Source organism: Weissella sp. LMG 11983 (assembly GCF_025908495.1).
GTDB classification, from domain to species: Bacteria; Bacillota; Bacilli; order Lactobacillales; family Lactobacillaceae; genus Weissella; species Weissella fermenti.
In genome coordinates this window covers 633,717-657,337 of the sequence record NZ_JAOZFD010000001.1, presented here as the reverse complement: position 1 = coordinate 657,337, position 23,621 = coordinate 633,717, and the positions used below count along the sequence as shown (strand labels likewise).

The window sequence follows — 23,621 nt, the reverse complement described above, 5'->3', positions numbered from 1 at the left end:
GTGGGAGTAAAGAGAGAAACATGACTGAATTTATGGATGCTGTCGTGACGACGGCTAATGAAAACGAGCCATTGGCCGTAATGAATATCCCTGTGCCAGAATTGGACGAGAAGGATGTGTTAGTCAAAGTTGCTGCGGTTGCGGTTAACCCAGTAGACGCAAAGCAACGTGGTGCTGCTGTTGCAAGCAATGCAACGCGCGTGCTTGGTTTTGATGCGGTTGGTGAAGTCGTTGCGGTTGGTGAAAAGGCAACAAAGTTTAAGACGGGCGACCGCATTTTCTACGCTGGCCAATTGGGTCGTGTGGGTTCTAATGCGACGTTCCAAGCGGTTAATGAGGATTTGGCTGCGTTGGCCCCTGAAAAGATGTCAGATGCTGAGGCGGCTGCGTTGCCTTTGACTTTCTTGACGGCATATGAATTGCTTGCGGACAAGTTTGGACTTGATGTCGCAGAGAACGCGGCTTCAGGTAAGGCGTTGCTAATCATTAATGGCGCTGGTGGAGTTGGATCAATCATGATTCAACTGGCCAAGTGGATGGGGATGACGGTTATTGCGTCAGCCTCACGTGAAGAAACGGTCGCGTGGGTAAAGTCACTTGGTGCCGATCACGTCATTAACCACCGCGATGATTATGTTGCTGAGATGCACATGCTTGGCTTCGATACCGTGCCTTACATTGCCATTTTGCACGCGCCAGAGCCACACTTTGAACAGGCGGCTGAACTAATCGGCGCATTTGGTCACATTGGGGCGATTGTTGAATCCGTCGATCCAATGCCGGTTGGTTTGATTAAGAACAAGGCAGCTTCATTAGATTGGGAGTTCATGTTCGCCAAGGCTAACTACAAGGTTGATATGGCTTCGCAAGGAGACGCGTTGGCATTGGCTGCGCGATTGGCCGATAAGGGGTCGTTGCGTTCAACGTTAACGGAAACGCTGACGGGCATGACAGCCGAAAACGTTCTGGCAGCTCAAGAAAAAGTGTCTGCTGGGGCCGTAAATGGTAAGTTAGCGATTGTATTTTAATAACAATAATGAAAGACTTGGTGAAAACCAAGTCTTTTTGTTATGGTGTAACAGGCAAAATGAATTTATGAAGCCGATGAGAATAGGGGTGTTGCGCTTTATATTTCATTTACATTTCAAAGGTGTCACACCTAACGATATTTTCACGAAATTAGAATTTTTTAAATTGACTAAGAACTTATTAAGGCCTTTATATCGGGCTTTTATTCGAAATGTGCCCATGTAAAGAAAATGTAACAAAAGTCATAATAAGACAACAATAAATGCATTTGAATGCAACTTCTTTCACGTACAATAATCAATGTACTAAAAGTAAAGAAATTATTAAAAGTCTAAAAAGACTAACAGGACTTGATACAAGGGAGTATGAACGAATGAATGCATCTGTAAAGAATACATTACTAGTTACGGCCGGTGCCGCAGCAACGTTAGCAGGGTCAGCGGTTGTCGCATCAGCTGACTCAATCACGGTTAAGGCAGGGGATACGTTGTACGCACTAGCAGCTGCGCACAACACAACGGTTGCAGATTTGGTTTCAGCTAATGGATTGTCAAACGCCAACATGATTTTTGTTGGCCAACAATTACAATTGCCTGGTTCAAACAACGCCAATAACAATGTTGCGAACCCAGCTGCAACAGGAACGTACACGGTTAAGGCAGGAGACTCATTGTGGGCCATTGCTAACAACCATGGTATAAATCTTTCAGAATTGCTTTCATTGAATGGTTTGCAAATGTCATCAATGATTCACCCAGGTGATACGTTGAAGTTGTCTGGCCAACCAGCAGCTGACAATAACCAAGCTTCAAATGATAGCCAAGCTGATTCATCTGCAAACACGCAAGCACCCGCTTCAAACGGCCAATACACGGTTAAGGCAGGGGATTCATTGTGGGCTATCGCAAACAGTCATGGAATGTCATTGACTGATTTGTTGAACTTGAACGGTTTGCAAGCAACGTCAATGATTCACCCAGGCGACATCTTGCGTGTGTCAGGTGATGCATCCTCAGCTAACACTGATAACAATGCATCAGCCTCACAAAACAATGATGCTGCGAACAACAACGACTACACAAACTCAGGTTCTGTATCAACGACGAACAACACGTACCCATACGGACAATGCACGTGGTATGCTAAGGGCCACTTGGACTGGGTTGGTAACTGGTGGGGTAACGCGGCTGACTGGACGACTTCAGCTGTTAACGCCGGTCACCACGTTGATTCAACACCAAGCGCAGGTTCTGTTATCTGGTTTACGCCAGGTGTTGGTGGCGTTTCAGTTTACGGTCACGTTGGTGTCGTAGAATCAGTTAACGCCGATGGTACGATTACAATTTCTGAGGGTAACTACGCCCCAGGAATGTTGTACCACCAACGTACGATTTCACCTGCTGGTCACTTGTTCATCCACAAGTAAACAGGTTAAAAGAGCTCTTTTAGGGCTCTTTTTTTGTAAAACGAGAGGTTAGTTATGCCATACGAAATTTCAGAGACGAACGTTAGACACTTAAATGATATGGGAAAAGTGGATGCCGAATTGCAATTTGCATTGCCAGGTGAGGAAACGTTATTCCGCATCACGAATTCATTCTTCGCGCAACGTATGCAGGGGGCACGCGTTCAGCAGACGTTGATGGAGATGATCATGGATAAGTTGCGGCAAAACTTCTGGCCGGTGGTCAATCGCGTTGTTGGTGTACCATACCGAAACGGAGGTATCAATCTAGCAACTGGTTTTGATGCGACGGGATTAAATATTTACTTCTACAATCATGTGTATGGCTTGTCTTTGCCTGGCGATATTACCAAGCAAATCGATATTTTCAACGAAGTGCCGGCTGAACAGGCAATTTTAGGCGATATGCTGGTTTGGGGTGGTAAAATGATGCCGACCAGTGTGGGTATCTACATTGGTGGTGGCCGCTATATCACAGCTGATTTGATGATGGGGGAAGTTGTGCAACGCACAATTGATTATAACTGGCAGCCAGATATGGTATTGTCGGTACGTTAAGATGGGGGGGAAACACAATGGAATTTACGAAGGAACCAGGTCGCCTTTTTCACGAAACTGCCGGAGAGTTGGATGCTGAAATCTTGTTTCCAGCAATTAATGACGGCCAAACGTGGTCGATTGATCACACATATGTGAATCCAAGCTTGCGCGGACAGGGAATCGCCGGACAAATGTTAGCGGAGGTTGTTGCGATGGCAGAAGAAGCCGGCGTGACGTTGCGTCCGGTTTGTTCATATGCCCGAAAAGCGTTCTTTATGAATCCTGAGTATCAGAAAATTCAGGCTAAAAGTTAAGACTTATTTGAAAGCACTCGGTTTTTGGCCGGTGTGCTTTTTAATTTGAGACATTTTTCGATATACTTGAGATAGTTTTAATAAAATGGGGGCAAACTATATGGAACGTGGATTTGCAGTAGTTAAAAAATATGCGGATGCCAATTTAAATTTGCCGCAGCGTGCAACGCGCCGTGCGGCCGGTTATGATTTTGAAGCGGCGGAAGACTTTGTTTTACCATCAATCTGGAAATTGCCATTTGTCAAAATTCTGGCACATTTGGTGACTAAGCAAGAATTGACGGCAACTGACTATGAGGAAGCAAATGCTGTTCTAAAGCCCCTCTTAGTACCGACGGGTATTAAAGCCTATATGGGCGAAAACGAATACTTGATGATTGCGAATCGGTCATCAAATCCATTGAAGCGTGGCATGATTCTGCCAAACGGCGTGGGAATTATCGATGCCGATTACGTTGATAATGATAAAAATGAAGGTGAAATTTTTATTCAAATGACTAACTGGGGATTGCGCGATGTTCACATCAAAAAGGGCGAACGCATCGGTCAAGGTATCTTTATGCCATTCCTGGTAACAGATAATGATAAGTTGCAAGAGAAAAAAGAACGCACGGGAGGGTTTGGTAGCTCCGGTGTTAATTAGAGAGGTGTAGGCTATGGCTAAAACGAAAACACAATTTGTATGTTCGAATTGTGGATATGTATCACAACGCTATATGGGACGATGCGCCAACTGTGGGGCCTGGGGCACGTTTGTTGAAGAAGTTGTACAACCTGAAAAGGCAGACCGTAAGTCACGTGTTAACTTAGCTGGTCAAATTGCCCGTGTTGAGCGTTTGGGCGAGGTAAGTATCGAAGAAACACCGCGTGTCGACACATCAATTGATGAATTCAACCGTGTCTTAGGCGGTGGTGTCGTACCTGGTTCAATGGTGCTAATCGGTGGTGATCCTGGTATTGGAAAGTCAACGTTGCTCCTACAGGTATCGAGTCAATTGGCAAACCATGGTGGCACGATTTTGTACGTCGCTGGTGAAGAAAGTGCGTCACAAATCAAGTTGCGAGCTGAACGTTTGGGCGTGAAGGGGGATGCCGATTTCTTCCTTTATCCTGAAACGGATATGACGCAGATTCGCAAGGCGATTGACGAAACGAAGCCAGATTACGTCATCATTGACTCAATTCAAACGATGCAACAACCTGATGTTTCTTCAGCGGTTGGATCGGTTGCCCAAATCCGTGAAACGACGGCTGAGTTGCTACAAATTGCCAAGACTAATGGGATTACCATCTTTATTGTTGGTCACGTGACAAAGGACGGGGCAATTGCCGGTCCAAAGATTTTGGAACACATGGTTGATACCGTCTTGTACTTCGAGGGGGATAACCAACGCAGTTTCCGCTTGTTGCGTGCCGTTAAGAATTGTTTCGGTTCAACGAATGAATTGGGTGTCTTTGAAATGAATGAGAGTGGTTTGGCCGAAGTGACCAACCCATCTGGTCTTTTCTTGGAAGAACGTTTAGATGACGCTAGTGGTTCAGCGGTCGTGATTGCAATGGAAGGTTCACGTCCAATTTTGGTTGAAGTCCAAGCGTTGGTGACGCCGACTGTCTTTGGTAATGCACAACGTACCGCGTCAGGTATCGACCGCAACCGAATTTCATTGTTGATGGCGGTCTTGGAAAAGCGTGCCAACCTGCTGTTACAGAATCAGGATGCATACGTTCGAGCAGCTGGAGGCGTAAAATTAGATGAGCCAGCTATTGATTTGGCGATTGCCATTGCGATTGCCTCAAGTTATCGTGACAAGGGAACCCGTCCGACGGATGCCTTTGTGGGTGAAATTGGATTGACTGGTGAAATTCGTCGCGTGCCAAATGTTGTTGACCGTATTCTTGAAGCTAAGAAATTAGGCTTCAAACGTGTATTTGTCCCAAAACATGCAGTTGATACGATGAAAGAGATTTCTGGTATTCAAGTTATCGGTGTCGCAACGTTAACGGATGCGCTACGTTTGGCACTGGATTAGTGAGGAAGCTTATGCGAAAACGAATTATTCAAGCAGCATTCTTTGTTGCTGGTGGTGGCTTAGCGGTGACGCTAATGCCAATTGTTTGGCGGATTATGAATCAACATAATCAAGTTTGGCTAAACAATGCCATCGTGAACTTTATTATTGGTGCCGTTATTTTTTGGTTATTAAGTTTGGCGCTATGGCGTCCGGTTGATCAAGGGATTCGCAAGATTGAAGCCTACTTGAATCAACAGTCGCCGGTTGTTTTGTTGATTGGATCAGTGTCAACTTTAATCGGGTTGGCATTGGCGGTTTTGGTAACTGTCCCATTGCAACGCACAGGAAATTTCTTTTTAAGTGCAGTTATTCCAGTTTTTGTGATGTTGCTATTTGGGTACCTCGGGTTCCGTTTAGGAACGACGCGCATTGATGAATGGCGTACGTTGGTGCCTAACTTCAACAACATGACAAAGCGTGTTCGTCCACGTCGTTCAGCAAATCAAAGCGATGTGTTGTCTGATGAAGAGACGAACTATCACCACTACAAGATTTTGGATACGAATATTTTGATTGATGGTCGGATTGCTGATTTGGTACAAACTGGCTTTATCGAAGGCACACTGTTGGTACCAAACTTTGTCTTGTATGAGTTGCAATACATTGCCGATGCTGGTGAATCAATCAAGCGTGTCCGTGGCCGTCGTGGCTTGGACATTTTGAACGAGCTACGTGAAACAGATGCGATTCCACTTGAAATGTGGGAAGGTGATTACGAAGACATCAAAGAAGTTGATGAAAAGTTGATCCGCCTTGCACAAGATGTTAACGGTATCTTGGTAACGAACGATTACAACTTGAACAAGGTGACGAAGTTCCAAAACGTTGAAGTCTTGAACATCAATGAGTTAGCGGGAGCTTTGCGTCCACGCGTGGCTGTTGGCGACCGTTTGACGGTGACGTTGGTTAAGAATGGAACTGAGCGTCAACAGGCAGTTGGTTACCTGGATGACGGGACAATGGTTGTCGCTGAAGAAGGTCGCGACCACTTGCAAGAAACGGTTGCTGTGGAAGTCACATCAGCTTTGCAGACCGATGCCGGACGTATGATCTTCGGTATTGTGGTGGATTAAGTAATTAACATTGAAACCCATGAAAAACCGCGGTATATTAGTAAGCGGTATTATAAACAGAAAAGAAGGAATAGACAGAATGGCTGAGACTACTGAGAAGAAGATTCGTGTTCGATACGCTCCATCTCCAACTGGGCACCTACACATCGGAAACGCACGTACGGCATTGTTTAACTGGTTGTACGCACGTCACCACAAGGGTGAATTTGTTATCCGTATTGAGGACACTGACCAAGCACGTAACATTGCGGATGGTGAGAAGTCACAGTTGGATAACTTGGCATGGTTGGGATTGGACTGGGACGAGTCTCCAGCAAACCCAGGAAAGTATGGTCCATACCGTCAATCAGAACGTTTGGACATCTACAAGCCATTGATTCAAGATTTGTTGGATCGTGGTTTGGCATACAAGTCATACAAGACATCTGAAGAATTGGAAGCAGAGCGTGAGGCACAAATTGCTGCTAAGCAAGCCCCACACTACGTTTACGAATACGAAGGCATGAGCGACGAGGAAATCGCCGCTGCCCAAGCCGAAGCAGAAGCTAAGGGCTTGCCAGCCGTTGTTCGTTTCCGTGTGCCTGAAGACAAGCCATACGCATGGGATGACATCGTTAAGGGTCACGTTGAGATTAACTCAAACACTATCGGTGGTGACTGGGTTATCCAAAAGGCTGATGGTATGCCAACTTACAACTTTGCCGTTGTTGTTGACGACCACATGATGGAAATCTCACACGTTTTGCGTGGGGATGACCACGTGTCAAACACGCCAAAGCAATTGATGATTTACGAAGCCTTTGGTTGGGAAGCCCCAATCTTCGGTCACATGACGTTGATTATCAACGCTGAGACGGGTAAGAAGTTGTCAAAACGTGACGAATCAATCTTGCAATTTATCGAGCAATACCGTGAGTTGGGATACTTGCCAGAAGCAATGTTGAACTTCATTGTATTGTTGGGATGGTCTCCAGTTGGTGAGAAGGAAATCTTCAACAAGAACCAATTGGTTAAGATGTTTGACGAGACTCGTTTGTCAAAGTCACCAGCTAAGTTCGATAACAAGAAGCTTGAATGGATCAACAACCAATGGATCAAGACGGCTGACCAAAACATGGTCTTCGACAAGATGATGCAACAACTTGTTAAGGCTGACTTGGTTAACCCTGCTGAATTGACGGCTGAAAAAATGCAATGGTTGCGTTCAGTGATGAACGTTTACATGGACGGTGTATCATACACGTCACAAATTGTACCTTTGGTAAAGCCTGTCTTCTTCGAGATGCCTGCCGCTGATGAGATTACTGATTTAGCTAAGGAATGGATGGCTGCTGAAAACGTACCAGCTATGTTGAACTTGTTCATCGAGAAGTTGGAAGCAATGCCATTGTTCACGGCGGCTGCAATCTTGAACGCAATCCGCGAGATTCAAAACGAAATGGACGTCAAGGCCCGTGCTTTGTGGAACCCATTGCGTATTGCAACGACGCGTGAGGAGCAAGGTCCAAACCTTGGTGAATTGCTAGAATTGCTAGGACGCGAGCAAACAATCGCAAACATCCGCGAATTCTTGTAAAATTTAACAACAAATTAAGTCCAGTGCCTGTTTTAGGTGCTGGATTTTTTGTTGGGATTGTTAGTTGGTGGTGTGTGTCGACGCGCGTCGGAAAGCAGGCGGCTTCCTGTGAAGGAATAAGAGCCGCGTGAAAAGAAGGGGCAGGTCACTCCGACCGTAAGGGAGGACACAAATCACCGACTCCCACTTACCACATATTCAAAAATAATGCACACAAACAGCGTTGTGAGTGTGTTAAAATATTTATTAGTACCATTAGCTGTAGCAGCTAGTGAAGACAAGAGGGAATAGGTAAAAGATGGCTAATCCATTACGTAAAATTATTGAGAGTGATAAGGGGACAATGCGTCGCTTGAACCGTATTGCGGATCAAGTTGAAGCACATGCCGATGAGATGGCTGCCCTTTCTGATGAAGAACTACAAGCAAAGACGCCTTACTTGCGTGACTTGTTGAAGCAAGGTAAGACGTTGGATGATATTTTGCCAGAAGCATTTGCGGTTGTCCGTGAAGGTGCACGTCGTGTCTTGGGATTGTACCCATTCCGTGTGCAAATCATGGGGTCTGCTGTTTTGCACGGTGGAAACATTGCCGAAATGCGTACCGGTGAAGGTAAGACGTTGACGGCCACAATGGCGGTTTATTTGAACGCGTTGCCACAAGAAGGTGTTCACGTTGTCACGGTTAACGAGTACTTGTCTGCTCGTGACGGTGAGGAAATGGGTGAATTGTACAAGTGGCTTGGTTTGACGGTTGGTATCAACGGTTCAGAGATGTCACCAGATGAGAAGCGTGCTGCGTACAACGCAGATATTACGTACACGACTAACTCAGAAATCGGGTTTGACTACTTGCGTGACAACATGGTTGCCCGCAAGGAAGACCGTGTACAACGTCCATTGAACTTCGCATTGGTCGACGAAACTGACTCAATCTTGATTGACGAAGCGCGTACGCCATTGATTATTTCTGGTGCACCGGCACAAGAAAGCACGCAATTGTACATTCGTGCGGACCGTTTCGTTAAGTCATTGACGAAGGAAGAAGACTTTACAGTCGACGAAGAATCAAAGACAGTTTTGTTGCAAGATGAAGGTATCAAGAAGGCTGAGCGTTACTTTAACCTTGAAAACTTGTACGATTTAGGCAATACGGCTTTGACTCACCACATTGATCAATCATTGCGTGCTAACTACACGATGTTTAACAACAAGGACTACGTTGTCCGTGATGGTGAAGTTGTACTGGTTGACGCGTTCTCAGGACGTATTCAAGAAGGTCGTCGTTTCTCTGACGGATTGCACCAAGCCTTGGAAGCCAAGGAACAAGTTCAAATCCAAGAAGATAACCGTGCGATGGCTTCAATCACGTACCAAAACTTGTTCCGTCGTTACAAGAAGTTGTCAGGTATGACTGGAACGGCCAAGACTGAAGCGGAAGAGTTCCGTGAGATTTACAACATGGAAATTGTTGAAATCCCAACGAACCGTCCAATCCAACGTGTCGATGAACCAGATTTGTTGTACCCTAACTTGCGTTCAAAGTTCTTGGCCGTTGTTGAATTGGTTAAGGAATTGCACGCCAAGGGTCAACCAATTTTGATTGGTACGGTTGCCGTTGAGACATCAGAATTGTTGTCACAATTGTTGGACCGTGAAGGTATTCCACACAACGTGTTGAACGCCAAGAACCACGCCAAGGAAGCTGAAATCGTTGCCAACGCTGGTCAACGTGGTGCCGTTACGATTGCCACTAACATGGCCGGTCGTGGAACTGACATCAAGCTTGGCCCTGGCGTTTCTGATTTGGGTGGTTTGGCCGTTATCGGAACTGAGCGTCACGAATCTCGTCGTATTGATAACCAGTTGCGTGGACGTGCTGGTCGTCAAGGTGACAAGGGATACTCACAATTCTTCTTGTCATTGGAAGATGATTTGATGATTCGTTTCGGTGGTGAGCGTATCAAGACGATGATGGAGCGTATGAATTTGGCTGATGAAGATGCTGTGATCAAGAACCGCTTGATTACGCGCTCTGTTGAGTCAGCACAAAAGCGTGTTGAAGGTAATAACTACGATTCACGTAAGAACGTTTTGCAATACGATGATGTTATGTCGCAACAACGTAACACGTTCTATGCAAACCGTAACCAAGTTATTGATGAAGACAAGTCATTGCGCAATGTTATTTTGCCAATGGTTGAGCGTACGATCGGACGTGTTGTTGATCGACACGCTTTGGGCAAGACTGAAGAGTGGGATTTGCAATCAATCGTCGACTTCGCTGGTGCTGTTTTGGTTCCTGAGGATTCAATTACAGTTGCTGACCTTGAAGGTAAGAGCCAACAAGAAATCAAGGATTACTTGTACGGTCGTGCTAAGGAAGTTTACGAAGATAAGCGTTCTGCTTTGGTTGACGATGAGCAAATGCTACAATTCACACGCGTGGTTATCTTGCGTGTGGTTGACTCACAATGGACGGACCACATGGACGCCATGAACCAATTGCGTGATGCTATCCAATTGCGTGGTTATGGTCAATTGAACCCATTGATTGAGTATCAAAACGAAGGTTTCCGTATGTTTGAAGAAATGATTGCTGGTATTGAATACGATGCAACGCGTCTATTCATGAAGTCAGAAATCCGTCAAAACCTACGTGCATAAAATGTTATTGGAGGGGAAAGTTAGTTGCGGCTGGCTTTCCTTTTTCGCATTAGAGAGTTGAGGTTATAGAGAAAATGGAGCTATCAGAAGCACGTCGCTCATTAGCTGAGATGTCAGAAGAGATTACGAAGTTTGGTGAGTCTCTGGACTTGGACGCTTTGAACGATGAAATCGCGGCCAATGAAGATGAAATGGTCCACCCGGATTTCTGGAATGACAACGTAGCGGCGCAAAAGGTGATTGATGCCAACAACATCTTGAAGGGACGCCGTGATGATTACTTGAACTTGACGGCTGGCGTGGAGAACGTTGAAACGGCGCTTGAACTATTAGCTGAATTGCCGGACGAAGATATGCAAGCCGAGATGGAAGCTGACTTACAAAAGTTGTCAGATGACTTGGAGAGCTACCGTTTAGCGCAATTGTTGAATGAGCCGTATGACAAGAACAACGCTATCTTGGAAATTCACCCGGGTTCTGGTGGAACAGAATCTGCTGACTGGGGGGCCAACTTGCAACGTATGTACACACGTTGGGCTGAGCGCCACGGCTTTAAGGTTGAAATCATGGATTATCACCCTGGTGATGTAGCCGGTATCGATTTAGCAACGTTGATGATTACAGGACACAATGCGTACGGTTATCTGCGTTCAGAGCGTGGTGTGCACCGTTTTGTCCGTATTTCACCATTTGATTCAGCTGGTCGTCGTCACACGTCATTCGTTTCAATTGATGTCATGCCAGAATTGGATGATTCGGTTGAAGTTGACATTAACCCAGCTGACGTTAAGATGGACGTTTACCGTGCCTCTGGTGCCGGTGGACAACACATTAACAAGACGTCATCTGCTGTGCGTTTGACCCACATTCCAACGGGAATCGTTGTCGCCTCGCAACAACAACGTTCACAATTCCAAAACAAGGATACAGCCTATGCAATGTTGCGTGCTAAGTTGTACCAATTGGAAATGGATAAGAAGGAAAAGGAACGTGCATCGATTGCTGGTGAACAATTGGAAAACGGTTGGGGGTCACAAATCCGATCATACGTTTTCCAACCATATCGCATGGTTAAGGACCACCGTACAAACTTTGAATCAGGTAACCCACAAGGTGTGATGGATGGTGATTTGGATCCATTTATCAATTCTTACCTCCGTTGGAAGTTAGCTGAACAAAATCCGGACTAAAAACGTAGGACTGTCAGAACACAAGTTTTGGCGGTCCTTTTTTGAATAAATGACGAAATTGGGAATTTGCAAACATGTTTGTGGCTAATTTACGAGTTGTTTAAAGTGGTTTAATGAAATCGGTGGCAAAGTGAAGTTGGTCGTGGTATTATTCGTACATTGTTTAATATTTAATCGAGAACGTTCGGGGAAACGGGCAGATTAAGGCGAATTAGTACTTGAAAATTAATTTTTTAACCATTGGGGGGATAAAAAATGGGAATTGTAAATGCATCAGAAATGATTGCGCAAGCCCACGCACAAGGATATGCGGTTGCGCACTTCAACACGAATAATTTGGAATGGACGCAAGCAATCTTGCGTGCGGCTGAAAGCCAAAAGGCGCCAGTGATTATCGCGGCATCAATGGGTGCTATTAAGTACATGGGTGGCACGAAGATGGTAGCTGACATGGTGCGTGATTTATATGAGAGTATGGCTATTACAGTGCCGGTTGCCATTCACCTGGATCACGGTAATTTGGAGATGGCCTATCAAGCGATGAACGATGGCTTCACATCTGTGATGTTCGACGGATCTGATTTGCCGTTTGAAGAAAACTTGCGTGAAACAAAGGCGTTGGTTGCTAAAGCCGCTGAATTGGGTGTCAGCGTCGAGGCTGAAGTTGGGTCAATTGGCGGTGTTGAAGACGGTATTGTTGGTCTAGGTGAAATTGCTGATAAGCAACAAGTTGTCGAGATGGCTAACACAGGTATCGACATGCTGGCTGCTGGTATTGGTAACATTCACGGGGCATATCCAGAAAACTTTGCTGGCTTGGACTTGGGGGCGTTGACAGAATTTGAAGCGGCTACGCGACATGAAATGCCATTTGTCTTGCACGGCGCTTCTGGTTTGCCTGAGGATGAAATCCAAACGGCGATTACGCTTGGTGTGGCCAAGATTAACATTAATTCACAATTGCAATGGGCGTTCCACAATGCATTGCGTGAGTTCATTGTGTCAGACCGTGATTTGGAAGGCACAAACTACGACCCACGTAAGTTGCTGCGTTCAGGCGTCGAAGCTGCCCAACAAGCAGCGGAAGAAATGATTCAAATGCTTGGGTCAGCTAATAAGGCACAGGCAACACTGACGAACGTCTAATGCGCACTGCTGTGAGGGAAAAGATGAATAAGCCTAAATTGTTTTTGGACATGGACAATGTCCTTGTTGATACGTTACTTATTTTGAATGCGATTGATATGGGTGGCGAAACAGTTGCCAAGCCAGATCAAATTCCTGGCATTTTTCGAGATTTGCCACCGGTTCCAGGCGCAATTGACGCGGTAAATAAGTTGCGTGACTATTACGAGTTGTATATCTTGTCGACAGCGCCTTGGCAAAATGCGAGTGCTTGGCAAGATAAGCTAATTTGGGTGCAACATCATTTTGGCGATGACGAAAAGAGCCCATTCTATAAGCGTGTGATTCTTGCGCATGACAAGAGCCTATCACGCACGCCAGAGGCGATTTTGGTTGATGATCGACCATACCATGGTGCCAGCGGTTGGGATGATGCGACGATGGACAGCCAATGGGTCCAATACGGTTATGAGCCTAAGATGACCTGGCAGACTGGCTTGGTCGAGTTACTGATTGAGACGGCAGAAGTATTCAATGACGGTGACGGTATTCGAAATGCCATTGATAAGGTCATGGATGATCATAATATTGCCGTGCATGGCGATACAGAGAAGTTTGTTAAAGCAGCCTGGGAATAAAGCGCAAATATGCACAATTGGCATAAAAAAGCGGCTTTTGAAGCTCATGAACTGATTTTAAAATGTGTGATTGTTCACATTGTTAACTAAAAGACAAAAGCCTAAAACTAGGCTTTTGTCTTTTTTTGTCTCAAATACGAAACACTAAGTGTGAATAAATTGTGAATATTATGTTGCTAAACTTATGTAAGTAGATTAAGATAATATATGTTAATTGATTCACATATTTTAAATAAGATTATTTGTTTTTAGGAGATATTATTATGATTTCATGGCTACGTAACAGCAAGGTTGCAATGTGGGTATTGACGATTGCGCGTGTTTACTTGGGATTCCAATGGGTAATGGATGGTTTTGAGAAGGTTACGACTAAGGGTGGCTTCGATGCTTCAGGTATGATTAACATGGCAATCGCTAAGCCAGTTATGACACCAGCACAAACGAAGGCATTCCCATGGTACGACTGGTTCTTGAACCTAGCAACGAACCACGGTCACGCAACTGGTTTCTTCTCATTCGCCGTTGCATGGGGTGAGTTGTTTGTTGGTTTGGGATTGATCTTTGGTACGTTGACTTTGGCAGCTGCCTTCTTCGGAATGATCATGAACTTCTCATACTTGGGTGCCGGTGTTGTGTCAGTTAACCCAACGTTCATCTTCATTGAGATGTTCATCTTGATTGGTGGTTTCAACTCAGCACGTATCGGTTTGGACCACTGGGTAACGCCATTCTTGCGTTCAAAGTTGCCATTCTTGAACAACGATATCGAAGTTCGTTAATTAAATGATTATAGACAAAAGGATTCGGAAGTAATTTTCCGAATCCTTTTTTCGTTAACCTAGGGGTTGATTTACGAATGGATTTTAAGTTTTAGCCACCTGAGACAGCGCACAACATTTTACGACACGGTGTGTGGTATAAAGAAGACTAGGAGTGTTGGAAACGCGTTGAAAATGGGGTGACGAACATGGACAGAAATAAGCTAGCAAAAAAGATTCGTAAACAAATGAACCGCAATCCCGGTTTATCTAGCGGCGAAAAGTTTTTCGTCGATAATTTAGCATTGGCTAAAGAGACCGATAAACTGATAAAAAAGTATCATTATGCGATACCAGCGGCTGACCAAAACGAGGTTAAAAAGACATTGGTGTCACCGTTGGCCAAAGCGCTTCGTGCCTCCGAGGATGATGTTCAGGAGATTATGACTGATATCACAGTCCGCTTGACCTTAACGTCAAAACCTGATTTGGTGTACGTTTGGCAACAGTCAAAAAATGTGGTGACATCACGCCGCGTCTATAACATTGCTTATCAGGTCCGCGATGAAGGGGATGGACTCCAACTTTTCCGTGATAGCCTGAATGAAACCAGGGTTCCGCGAGCTAGAATGACAGCGACAGCTCAATCTAAGTCGGCCGAACCGCAAGAGTCGAACGAGGCGGTTGATGCGTTAAAGAGTCAAATTGATCGATTGGAAAAAGCGAATAAAACGTTAAAGGCCAAAAACGTTGCAGCCGGTGAACGCGTGCAAGAGCTTGAACGTGAATTAAAGCAAGCCAACACGGTCACGACGCAAGAGACGGCTGCGTTATCAGATCAACTCGAAACGGCACAGGCGACACAACATGCAGCGCAACAGCTTTCTCATCAACGCCAATTAGACTTGGAACATCAAGCGACGCGCTTAGAAGAATTGAAAAATCAGGTGACTGAATACGAGAGCTTGCATCGCAATGAAAGTAATCGAATCACCGAACTTGAAGAAGCGTTGCATGAGGCTGATGAATCAATGGCACGGCTTCAGGAGCAAACTCAGGTACCTGTCCCATCAGCCCAACCAAATACTGATTACAAGGAAACTGTTATCCGAACCTTGGCGAACAGAATTACAGAATTGGAGCAACGACAGGTAACAGCGGTACAGGGAGTGCCGATTGAGACACCACAACCAGTTCGGATTGTCACGAAACAAGCTGAACCGGTTGTTATAAACAAGACGGTACCGGTGACGGATTTAGAAGCGTTATCACAGCTGATTGCGCACTTAACCCGTGATAATTTAGCGGCCTATCGTAAATTGCCATTGCTAGTCCAAAAGTATAACGATTTGACGAATGATGATGTTGCCTTGTGGATGCCAGTTCAGGGTCGTTTCTATGTTGAAGACAACGACCGCTACTTTGTTGATACGCAAGGTCACCTGATTGGAATGGATCAAATTGATTTGAACGGCCTTGAAGAAGCGAGTTTGAATGCAGAAGAGACATATTCAGCACGCATTCGCACAGACACGCATGCGGTGCAACTGTTGCGAAGTCTTGGTAAGCTACCAGAGACAAAAACTGCTGAAGATGAAAAGAGTGCTACTGACAGTGAGCTGGAGCGAAGTCTATTTGGTAAGCACGTGTTGATTGTGTCTTGGTTTGGAGCCAGCGCAAAGAATGCGGCCAATAAGATTAACGAAGTTGGCGGTCAAGCAACTTGGCTAGATGGTTCCAAATACACGGAGAGCAAGGTGATTGATGAGATTCAATCAAACCGATATGATGTCGGGGTTGTGTTGATTAACGGATCACATCACCATACGGTTAAGGCCGCATGGGAAGCTCAGCGTGCTGGTCAAAATATTCAAGTGACGCCAAATGCAGGGATGACGAAAATTATTCGTATCGCGATGAACGCGTTGTAAAAACTTCCAAGATATCATCAAAGTGTTTTTAATGGATATTTGGTAATATTCAAGTTGAAAATTTCAATTAGGAGGGACTTTGGGAAAATGAATAAAAAAGGCATTATTGGTTTTTTAATGGTCGTTTGTGTTCTTTTGGGAGCAGGAGGGTATTGGACTTGGCATTATCATAATGATGTGCATAATAAGCAAGAAAAGCGAATCAGTAAGAACGAAAAAGAATTGAGCTCGTTGCGAAAGGAAATTTCAAAAAAACAGACAGAGGCTAGTGAAACGAAAAAGAGCGAAAAAATAACTAGTAGTGTATCTGGATCTGTTCAGAAACAAGAAACAAGTGCTAGTAGCTCATCGGATGTTTCGTCAGCCGAAGCAACATCGTCCTCTAATGCAACCAATGCGCCTCTAACAAAAGGCGAAATTGACCAAATGTTGACCACGCAAAGGAGCATGCCGATTGGTGGATCCGATGATGTCTTACAAGGCAGTATTACTGAAACAAAAACCGACGGTACTGTGGTTTATAGCATTGCTGGTTCAGCAGGCGGTTCACGAATGACGTTAATGATGACGCCGAATGCTGATAATACAGTGTCAGTAACTCAAGAAAACAGATATTCATATAGTCCGGACGTGGAAACAGAATCTTATGTGCTTACGCGACCATAACCTGTAGTAAACAATAATTAATGTATTATCGAAATTTGAATCACGAATTAAGCATAAAAAAACGCACCACCAGATAATATTTCTTGGTGGTGCGTTTGTATGTTACTTACGAACTAATTCTGTGTAGGCGTCTTCATCGATGACGACGTCGATTTCACCGATGTATTCACGTGGGTCATCCTTAACGAATGTGCGCTTGAAGACAAACAAACCATCTTGATCGGATGCTTCTTCAATACCGCCCATGTCATACAAAGAAACGCCTGAATCCATGGCCCATTGAATCATGGCTGTTTGAACAGCGTATGGTGCGTAGTAGATGTTGCCGTCGAATGAACCGGCATACATGTACCAAATCTTGTCGCCGTACTTGAAGCCCATACCAGTTGAAAGTAATTCGCCTTCACGTTCGGCGATGTAGATACGCATGATATCATCATCAGCAAAGGCCTCGCGCATGCGCTCAAAGTAGTCCTTTGGACGGTGTGAGATGCCGTGACGTTGGGCCATACCGGCGTATGTCTCGAAGAAGGCGTCAACGGCAGCTTCGTCATTGGCCCAACGAACAGTAACGCCGTCACGAACAGGACGCTTCAACTTTGACTTCGTCTTTGAAGGGTACAAATCCAACGTTTCCTTGGCATCTGGTTTAGCAGTCAAATCAATCACCATGTTCAAACGTGGTTGGATTGTGGCGTGCATACCTTGGTCTGCCACGTTACGGTTACGCGTTTCGTAACCTCGGGCACGCAAAGTATCGTTAAATTCGTCTGAGTAGGGTACCTCAGGATCCATACGAATCACGTAGACATCATCGTCGGCCACGGCGAGCTTAGCTTCGGCAACCAACTTATCCAACAAATCAAGGTCAGTAACGTCCATCACTGGTCCCTTTGACGCATAGGCAAACTTCTTACCGGTTGGCGTTTGTGTCAACAATAGTGAAATGGCAGCGATGATGTTGCCATCAGCGTCTTCTACGTAGGCGTGGCGTGGTTCCCAATTGTTCTTAACATGCGCCCAGCCCAAGTCTTGTGTTACTTGGCCGAACTTTGAGTTGCGGACGAACGTCGTAAATCGTTCAACAGCAGCCGCATCATTCATATCCAAAACTGGCATTGTTTTTCCTTCTTTCTAACTGAAAAACAGTCTCATTCAATCTGACTAAATTATAACATAGGCAAGTTTACCAGTTTCAGAGTATAATAACTCTTATGGAAACTATTACATCAGTACAAAATGGCCGTGTTAAGTCATGGCAAAAGTTGCAAACGAAGAAGGGTCGCCAAGCAAGTAAGACATATTTGCTTGATGGCTGGCATTTGGTCCAAGAGGCCATTCAACACGATGGTAAGTTGCACGCAATTATGGCAACACCAGAACAATTGGCAGAGCACCAAGATGACTTGCCACTAGGGGTACCGGTATTTGAAATTACGGCCGATATCGCTAAGAAGCTATCAGACTTGGTGACGCCACAAGGTATTTTTGCGGAAGTGTCATTGCCAACGGCAACCCGTGAACCACAATTTATTCACGACGGTGCTTGGCTGTTCTTGGATGCGATTCAAGATCCGGGTAATGTTGGTACGATGATTCGTACGGCGGACGCAGCTGGCTTTGCTGGGGTTGTGTTTGGGGATGGCTCAGTTGATCCTTATTCACCAAAGGCTTTGCGTGCCATGCAAGGATCACAATTCCACATGACATTGACGACTGGAAACTTGCAAGAGTGGACAGCAGCGTTTACGCAAAACGACATGAACGTCTATGGCACCCAATTGGATCCAGAGGCCGCTGACTTGTTTACTATTCCAGCGCAAACGCAATTTGCGTTGATTATGGGTAACGAGGGTCAAGGTATGAATCCTGAATTGGCTAAGATGACAACTAAGAATCTTTACATTCCAATTTCTGGACAAGCTGAGTCACTAAACGTTGGTGTGGCTGCTGGTATTGCGATGTTTGCGTTGAAGGCACGCTAAAGCCTAGTTTGAGTTTAATAAGGTACTGTTAATCATGCAAAGAGGGGGCTTTTATATGCAAGATTGGCAACGCGATACCGCGTATTATAATATCGTGAAAGATTTGTTGGCCCATCCCCAAGTGCAAGAGTTGGCTAATTACACCCAACATCACCACTCGGATCGGTTAACCCATTCAATTGCGGTTTCATATGTAAGCTACAAGTGGGCATTACGTCTTGGCTTGAATGCAACTGCGGTCGCACGAGCTGGTATTTTGCACGATCTCTTCTTTTATGATTGGCGTACCACGAAGTTCGAGCTAGGGACGCATGCGTTTATTCATCCCCGTGTTTCACTACGAAACGCTGAGAAGATTACGCAGTTATCACCAATGGAAAAGGATATTATCCTGAAGCACATGTGGGGTGCAACAGCTGCACTACCGCATTATCGCGAAAGCTTTTTGTTGGATTTGGTTGATGATTATATGGCGGTTGCTGAGTTTTTCTCACCAGCATCAGCCCGTGTCAAGCGACTATTCCATGCAAATTAAATAATGCAAAAGAGACGACGAGACTCACTGCTTTTTGCATAAAATGAAAAGAGATAGGAAATCTACTGATTGCCTATCTCTTTTTTATTGGTATCTTTCGCTCGATTATTCGTCCTATAATTTGTACCATATTTTGTAATGTGTGTACAAAACAGCAAAATGTAACAGTAGTTTTCATAATTTGCAACAATTAGAAATTTTGAATTTGATGATAATTTAAATTTAATGTTAACCTTAATTGTGAAAATTATTATTTATAGGAACAAGCCTTTTTGGGGAGGATTTTATGTTTGGATTTGGGGTTAAAAAACTTGATGTACAAGTGGATGAGCTGTTAAATAGCATTTCATCTAAAGTTGATGATAGTAAGTATCCGGATGCTGCGAAGCTAGTTAAAAAGGCAATTGATGATCATGAAAATAATCATCAATTGCCACAAACGGTGGCTAATAAGTTAACCAACTCACTACGTTTTTTGAAGTTGGATGATGAAAAGAAGCTGCCGGATTCAATTTCAGAAGAAATTAGTGAGTTACGTAATTTAATTAATAAAGGTGGGGTGGGCTATGTATCTCATGGTGCCCAATCACTGACTTCGCAATATCAGCTATAAAGTTAAAAGAGCCGTGTCGTAGAAAGAGTGATGTGAGCTGAACTTCATGAGTTGGAGTAAATATAACTTATGGGTCTTCTTATATTCTCAAAAATCGGCATAATAAAAGGGCGCATCATAGCAGATGCGCCCTTTTATTATGCATTCACACGACGACCGTGTACCAGATGGTAGACAATCAAGCCGATTACTGTAATGACGACCATGACCATAAAGAGGTGACGGTAGCCGAGGTAAGGTTCGAATAGTCCAATGATTGAAGGGCCGAAGCCAAGTGATGCTTCATAGGCAATGAAGTAGGTTGCTGTGGCTTGTGTCAAACGGTCAGCGGGAATCATTTGTGAGGTTGTTGATTGAACGGCGGACTGGAAGTTACCGAAACCAACGCCGATAAAGATAGCAGCTAATAACATCATCCAACCGTTCACCATTGTGGCCAACAACAGCAACCCAATCGCTAGAATGACCAATGAGGGGTAGATGACATAGTTTTCATTCTTACGATCCATCAAGCGACCAACCAGTGGACGTGATAGCAAGATGACGAAGGCGTAAACCAAGAAGAAGTATGATGCGAACGTCACCAAATGCAATTGACTCGCGAAGAAATCCAAGTCAGCTTGTAAAGCGGCGTAACCAATTGTCACGAAACCAAGGGTTAATGAAATCGGCAACACACGGGGCTCCATCAAAGTACGAATATCGAAACGTTGATTAGCTTGCTTATCAACTATCTTCGTTTCAATGTAAACCTTGTCGGACTTAACAAATAGGGACGCAATCAAGGCCACTAGACCAGTTAAGAATTCGAGCCAGAATAGTGTGCTGTATGAAGCGTGTTGTGTAATCAACAAAGCCAAGAATGGTCCAAATGCCGTTCCAAGAATCGTTGCCAATGAGAAATAGGCAATTCCTTCAGCACGTCGCTCGGTTGGAATGACGTTGATGACGGCTGTGTTTGTCACGGTACCGGTAATTCCGACTGACAGTCCTTGGATGAAACGTACAACAAGTAAATAAATCAAACCGCCTTGGAGCTGATAGGCTAGCAGCACAGGTACCAAAATTGCCATACTAATGATGGTTAACTGGCGTGCGCTGAACTTAGTAGTTAAAATACCAGCTGAAAACCGAGCAATCATTGTACCGATAATTGTCATACCGGTCACCAGACCAGCCATGGCGTTGCTGACATGATAGTTTGCCACAGTATAGGGACCGATGATGACAAAGAGGCTGTAAAACGTCACCATGCTCAAAATTTGAATAACAAAGAGCTGGATAAACGTTGCATTAAAGATGCGGGAATCTGATTTTTGAGACGTAATAAACACCTGACTTTCTAGAAAAACTAATTTTTAGTATACACCTCAAAAAATCGGCTTCATAGTTAATCGTTTTAGATGGACAATTTTTGTATTGAAAAAAGTCGATTTGGACGCCAGTTAAAACGGTTAACCCTATGTAAATCAAGGCTCGTGCATAGTTTGTCTCTATTTCGTGCAGAGTTTATTCGTAAAAAAATCACAATTCTGGTTTTATAATGTAAGTATCAAAAGTGAGAAAAAAACAGAGACGTGTCACATAAGTTGTCCTTTTTCCCAGTACGGAAACGTGACTTAATTTGTGAAGAGCGTTACAATTAAATCACTTATAAAATGTAAATAAATTCCGATTAGATATAGAGTATTAGGAGACAGTAATTATGGCAGTAGCATCACATGAAGTAGTAGCAAACACATTGTGCGACAAGTTTATCGCAACATTTGATATCTTGGGACGTAAGTGGAACGGATTGATCATCGAAGTATTGTTGAACAACGGCCCACGTCGTTTCAAGGATTTGGCGCAAGCTGTGACGAAGTGCTCAGACCGTGTTTTGGTTGAGCGTTTGAAGGAATTGGAAGCAGCTGGTATCGTTGAGCGTCGTACATACGAAGACTCATCATTGATTGAATACGCTTTGACGGAGCGTGGTGAGTCAATGCGTCCTATGATGGCTGCCATTCACGAATGGTCAGACAAATGGAACTCCTAATTAAGCATTAAATGTTAAGCCGGTGAACAAAGGGAACGCGTTCGCTGGTTTTTTGCATACCTGTTGCGAATGACTGATAATGTTGTACAATAATATAAGAAACTTTGAATGACCTAGTAAGTTGGTATGTCGTTTTAGAGAGTGGGTGCTGGTGAAAATCCCATCGACATTAAAGCTGAATTTCAGTCAGGAGTTCATTGGTTGCAAGGCCTTTGCGGTTCATCCCCGTTAACGGATGTCCGAGGGTTGCCCTAAGTGGCAACTAAAGTAGGGTGGTACCACGTTAATGAGCGTCCCTGTGACAAGTTATTTGTCACAGGGACTTTTTATTTTGATTTTTATTTTTGAAGGAGACGAACATGAGTTTACAAGACGAGCTCACGCAATTGCGCGATCAAGCATTGAGCGAGATTGAAGCAACGACTGACTTGAAGGCTTTGAACCAAGTGCGTGTTAACTGGCTTGGTAAAAAGGGACCGTTGACTGAAGTGTTGCGCGGTATGAAGGATTTGACGCCAGAAGAGCGCCCTGTTGTGGGAGCTTTGGCTAATGAGGTGCGTGACGCCTTGACTGAGGCAATTGCCACACGCCAAACATCATTGGAAGAGGCAGCTTTGAACGCCCAATTGGCAGCTGAAACGTTGGATGTGACGTTGCCAGGTCGTGCGACTGTACAAGGTCAACCACACGTGTTGCAACAAATCATTGAGTCATTGGAAGACCAATTCCTTGGCATGGGTTACCAAGTCATCGAAGGTCCTGAAGTTGAGCAAGATAAGTACAACTTTGAGATGATGAACTTGCCAAAGGATCACCCAGCTCGTGATATGCAAGATACGTTCTACATCACGCCTGAAATTTTGATGCGTACGCAAACGTCTCCTGTGCAAGCGCGTACGTTGGAGTCACACGACTTTAATGCCGGACCTTTGAAGATGGTTTCACCAGGTCGTGTTTACCGTCGTGATACGGATGATGCGACGCACTCACACCAATTCCACCAAATGGAAGGATTGGTTATCGATAAGCACATCACGATGGGTGACTTGAAGGGAACGCTTTTGGCGGTTGCCCGTAAGTTGTTTGGTGAGGACCACGAAATCCGTTTGCGTCCTTCATACTTCCCATTCACGGAGCCTTCAGTTGAAGTTGACGTGTCATGGAACGCTGTGACGCCAGATATGAACCCTGAAGACATCGAGTGGATTGAAGTGCTTGGTGCTGGTATGGTACACCCAAACGTTTTGCGTATGGCCGGTGTTGACCCAGAAGTTTACGGCGGATTTGCCTTTGGCTTGGGACCTGACCGTTTCGCAATGTTGAAGTACGGTGTTGAAGATATCCGTAACTTCTACTTGAACGATGTGCGTTTCTTGACGCAATTTGACCAGAAAGGATAAGCAAACAA

Annotated in this window: 22 protein-coding genes; 20 read left to right on the top strand and 2 right to left on the bottom strand. The window is 44.7% G+C overall.

Features of this window, described 5'->3' with window-relative positions; translation table 11 throughout:
- The first annotated feature begins 20 nt into the window (after positions 1 to 20).
- The 15 genes from OIT45_RS03495 to OIT45_RS03425 all read left to right on the top strand — a co-directional run bounded on the left by OIT45_RS03495 (position 21) and on the right by OIT45_RS03425 (position 17,042).
- A complete protein-coding gene (locus tag OIT45_RS03495) occupies positions 21 to 1,028 on the top strand; it encodes a zinc-binding alcohol dehydrogenase family protein (protein WP_199404076.1) in 1,008 nt (335 codons plus the stop codon).
- Positions 1,029 to 1,402: 374 nt separating this feature from the next.
- On the top strand, positions 1,403 to 2,455 hold the full coding sequence (locus OIT45_RS03490) for a LysM peptidoglycan-binding domain-containing protein (RefSeq protein WP_264339869.1): 1,053 nt from the start codon (positions 1,403 to 1,405) through the stop codon (positions 2,453 to 2,455).
- Between the two features lie 54 nt (positions 2,456 to 2,509).
- Complete coding sequence (locus tag OIT45_RS03485; protein ID WP_199404074.1) at positions 2,510 to 3,052, top strand: NlpC/P60 family protein; 543 nt, start codon at positions 2,510 to 2,512, stop codon at positions 3,050 to 3,052.
- A 17-nt stretch (positions 3,053 to 3,069) separates the two neighbouring features.
- Entirely contained in the window at positions 3,070 to 3,348 is a 279-nt protein-coding gene (locus tag OIT45_RS03480) for a GNAT family N-acetyltransferase (RefSeq protein WP_135797230.1), read from the top strand.
- A 100-nt stretch (positions 3,349 to 3,448) separates the two neighbouring features.
- A complete protein-coding gene (locus OIT45_RS03475; protein ID WP_135797231.1) occupies positions 3,449 to 3,991 on the top strand; it encodes a dUTP diphosphatase in 543 nt (180 codons plus the stop codon).
- A gap of 13 nt (positions 3,992 to 4,004) precedes the next feature.
- Positions 4,005 to 5,378 (top strand): DNA repair protein RadA, encoded by a 1,374-nt coding sequence (gene radA, locus OIT45_RS03470; protein ID WP_264339868.1) that lies wholly within the window; start codon positions 4,005 to 4,007, stop codon positions 5,376 to 5,378.
- 11 nt (positions 5,379 to 5,389) lie between these two features.
- Positions 5,390 to 6,493 carry a PIN/TRAM domain-containing protein gene (locus OIT45_RS03465; protein ID WP_135797232.1) on the top strand — a complete coding sequence of 368 codons (1,104 nt, stop codon included), beginning with the start codon at positions 5,390 to 5,392 and terminating at the stop codon, positions 6,491 to 6,493.
- A 79-nt stretch (positions 6,494 to 6,572) separates the two neighbouring features.
- On the top strand, positions 6,573 to 8,069 hold the full coding sequence (gene gltX / locus OIT45_RS03460; RefSeq protein ID WP_264329922.1) for a glutamate--tRNA ligase: 1,497 nt from the start codon (positions 6,573 to 6,575) through the stop codon (positions 8,067 to 8,069).
- 298 nt (positions 8,070 to 8,367) lie between these two features.
- On the top strand, positions 8,368 to 10,734 hold the full coding sequence (secA, locus tag OIT45_RS03455; RefSeq protein ID WP_264339867.1) for a preprotein translocase subunit SecA: 2,367 nt from the start codon (positions 8,368 to 8,370) through the stop codon (positions 10,732 to 10,734).
- 74 nt (positions 10,735 to 10,808) lie between these two features.
- Positions 10,809 to 11,924 (top strand): peptide chain release factor 2, encoded by a 1,116-nt coding sequence (gene prfB, locus OIT45_RS03450; protein WP_264329921.1) that lies wholly within the window; start codon positions 10,809 to 10,811, stop codon positions 11,922 to 11,924.
- Positions 11,925 to 12,179: 255 nt separating this feature from the next.
- A complete protein-coding gene (gene fba, locus OIT45_RS03445) occupies positions 12,180 to 13,070 on the top strand; it encodes a class II fructose-1,6-bisphosphate aldolase (protein WP_199404071.1) in 891 nt (296 codons plus the stop codon).
- A 23-nt stretch (positions 13,071 to 13,093) separates the two neighbouring features.
- On the top strand, positions 13,094 to 13,687 hold the full coding sequence (locus tag OIT45_RS03440) for a 5' nucleotidase, NT5C type (RefSeq protein ID WP_199404070.1): 594 nt from the start codon (positions 13,094 to 13,096) through the stop codon (positions 13,685 to 13,687).
- A gap of 263 nt (positions 13,688 to 13,950) precedes the next feature.
- Positions 13,951 to 14,466, top strand: coding sequence for a DoxX family membrane protein (locus OIT45_RS03435; protein ID WP_003609305.1), 516 nt, complete (start codon positions 13,951 to 13,953; stop codon positions 14,464 to 14,466).
- Positions 14,467 to 14,654: 188 nt separating this feature from the next.
- Entirely contained in the window at positions 14,655 to 16,376 is a 1,722-nt protein-coding gene (locus OIT45_RS03430) for a hypothetical protein (RefSeq protein WP_264339866.1), read from the top strand.
- Positions 16,377 to 16,463: 87 nt separating this feature from the next.
- Complete coding sequence (locus tag OIT45_RS03425) at positions 16,464 to 17,042, top strand: hypothetical protein (protein WP_199404068.1); 579 nt, start codon at positions 16,464 to 16,466, stop codon at positions 17,040 to 17,042.
- Between the two features lie 102 nt (positions 17,043 to 17,144).
- Here the strand turns inward: OIT45_RS03425 and femX are convergent, their stop codons facing one another.
- A complete protein-coding gene (femX, locus tag OIT45_RS03420; RefSeq protein ID WP_199404067.1) occupies positions 17,145 to 18,161 on the bottom strand; it encodes a UDP-N-acetylmuramoylpentapeptide-lysine N(6)-alanyltransferase in 1,017 nt (338 codons plus the stop codon).
- A gap of 95 nt (positions 18,162 to 18,256) precedes the next feature.
- Between femX and OIT45_RS03415 the strand changes: the two genes are divergently transcribed.
- The 3 genes from OIT45_RS03415 to OIT45_RS03405 all read left to right on the top strand — a co-directional run bounded on the left by OIT45_RS03415 (position 18,257) and on the right by OIT45_RS03405 (position 20,175).
- Positions 18,257 to 19,027 (top strand): TrmH family RNA methyltransferase, encoded by a 771-nt coding sequence (locus OIT45_RS03415; protein ID WP_003609301.1) that lies wholly within the window; start codon positions 18,257 to 18,259, stop codon positions 19,025 to 19,027.
- Positions 19,028 to 19,082: 55 nt separating this feature from the next.
- Complete coding sequence (locus OIT45_RS03410; protein ID WP_135797241.1) at positions 19,083 to 19,562, top strand: HD domain-containing protein; 480 nt, start codon at positions 19,083 to 19,085, stop codon at positions 19,560 to 19,562.
- Positions 19,563 to 19,848: 286 nt separating this feature from the next.
- Positions 19,849 to 20,175, top strand: coding sequence for a bacteriocin immunity protein (locus OIT45_RS03405; RefSeq protein ID WP_135797242.1), 327 nt, complete (start codon positions 19,849 to 19,851; stop codon positions 20,173 to 20,175).
- 137 nt (positions 20,176 to 20,312) lie between these two features.
- Here the strand turns inward: OIT45_RS03405 and OIT45_RS03400 are convergent, their stop codons facing one another.
- Entirely contained in the window at positions 20,313 to 21,428 is a 1,116-nt protein-coding gene (locus OIT45_RS03400; RefSeq protein WP_206767446.1) for an MFS transporter, read from the bottom strand.
- A 452-nt stretch (positions 21,429 to 21,880) separates the two neighbouring features.
- Between OIT45_RS03400 and OIT45_RS03395 the strand changes: the two genes are divergently transcribed.
- Positions 21,881 to 22,213, top strand: coding sequence for a winged helix-turn-helix transcriptional regulator (locus OIT45_RS03395; RefSeq protein ID WP_199404066.1), 333 nt, complete (start codon positions 21,881 to 21,883; stop codon positions 22,211 to 22,213).
- A gap of 359 nt (positions 22,214 to 22,572) precedes the next feature.
- Positions 22,573 to 23,613, top strand: a complete 1,041-nt coding sequence (gene pheS, locus OIT45_RS03390; RefSeq protein WP_199404065.1) for a phenylalanine--tRNA ligase subunit alpha — start codon at positions 22,573 to 22,575, stop codon at positions 23,611 to 23,613.
- The last annotated feature ends 8 nt before the right edge of the window (positions 23,614 to 23,621 follow it).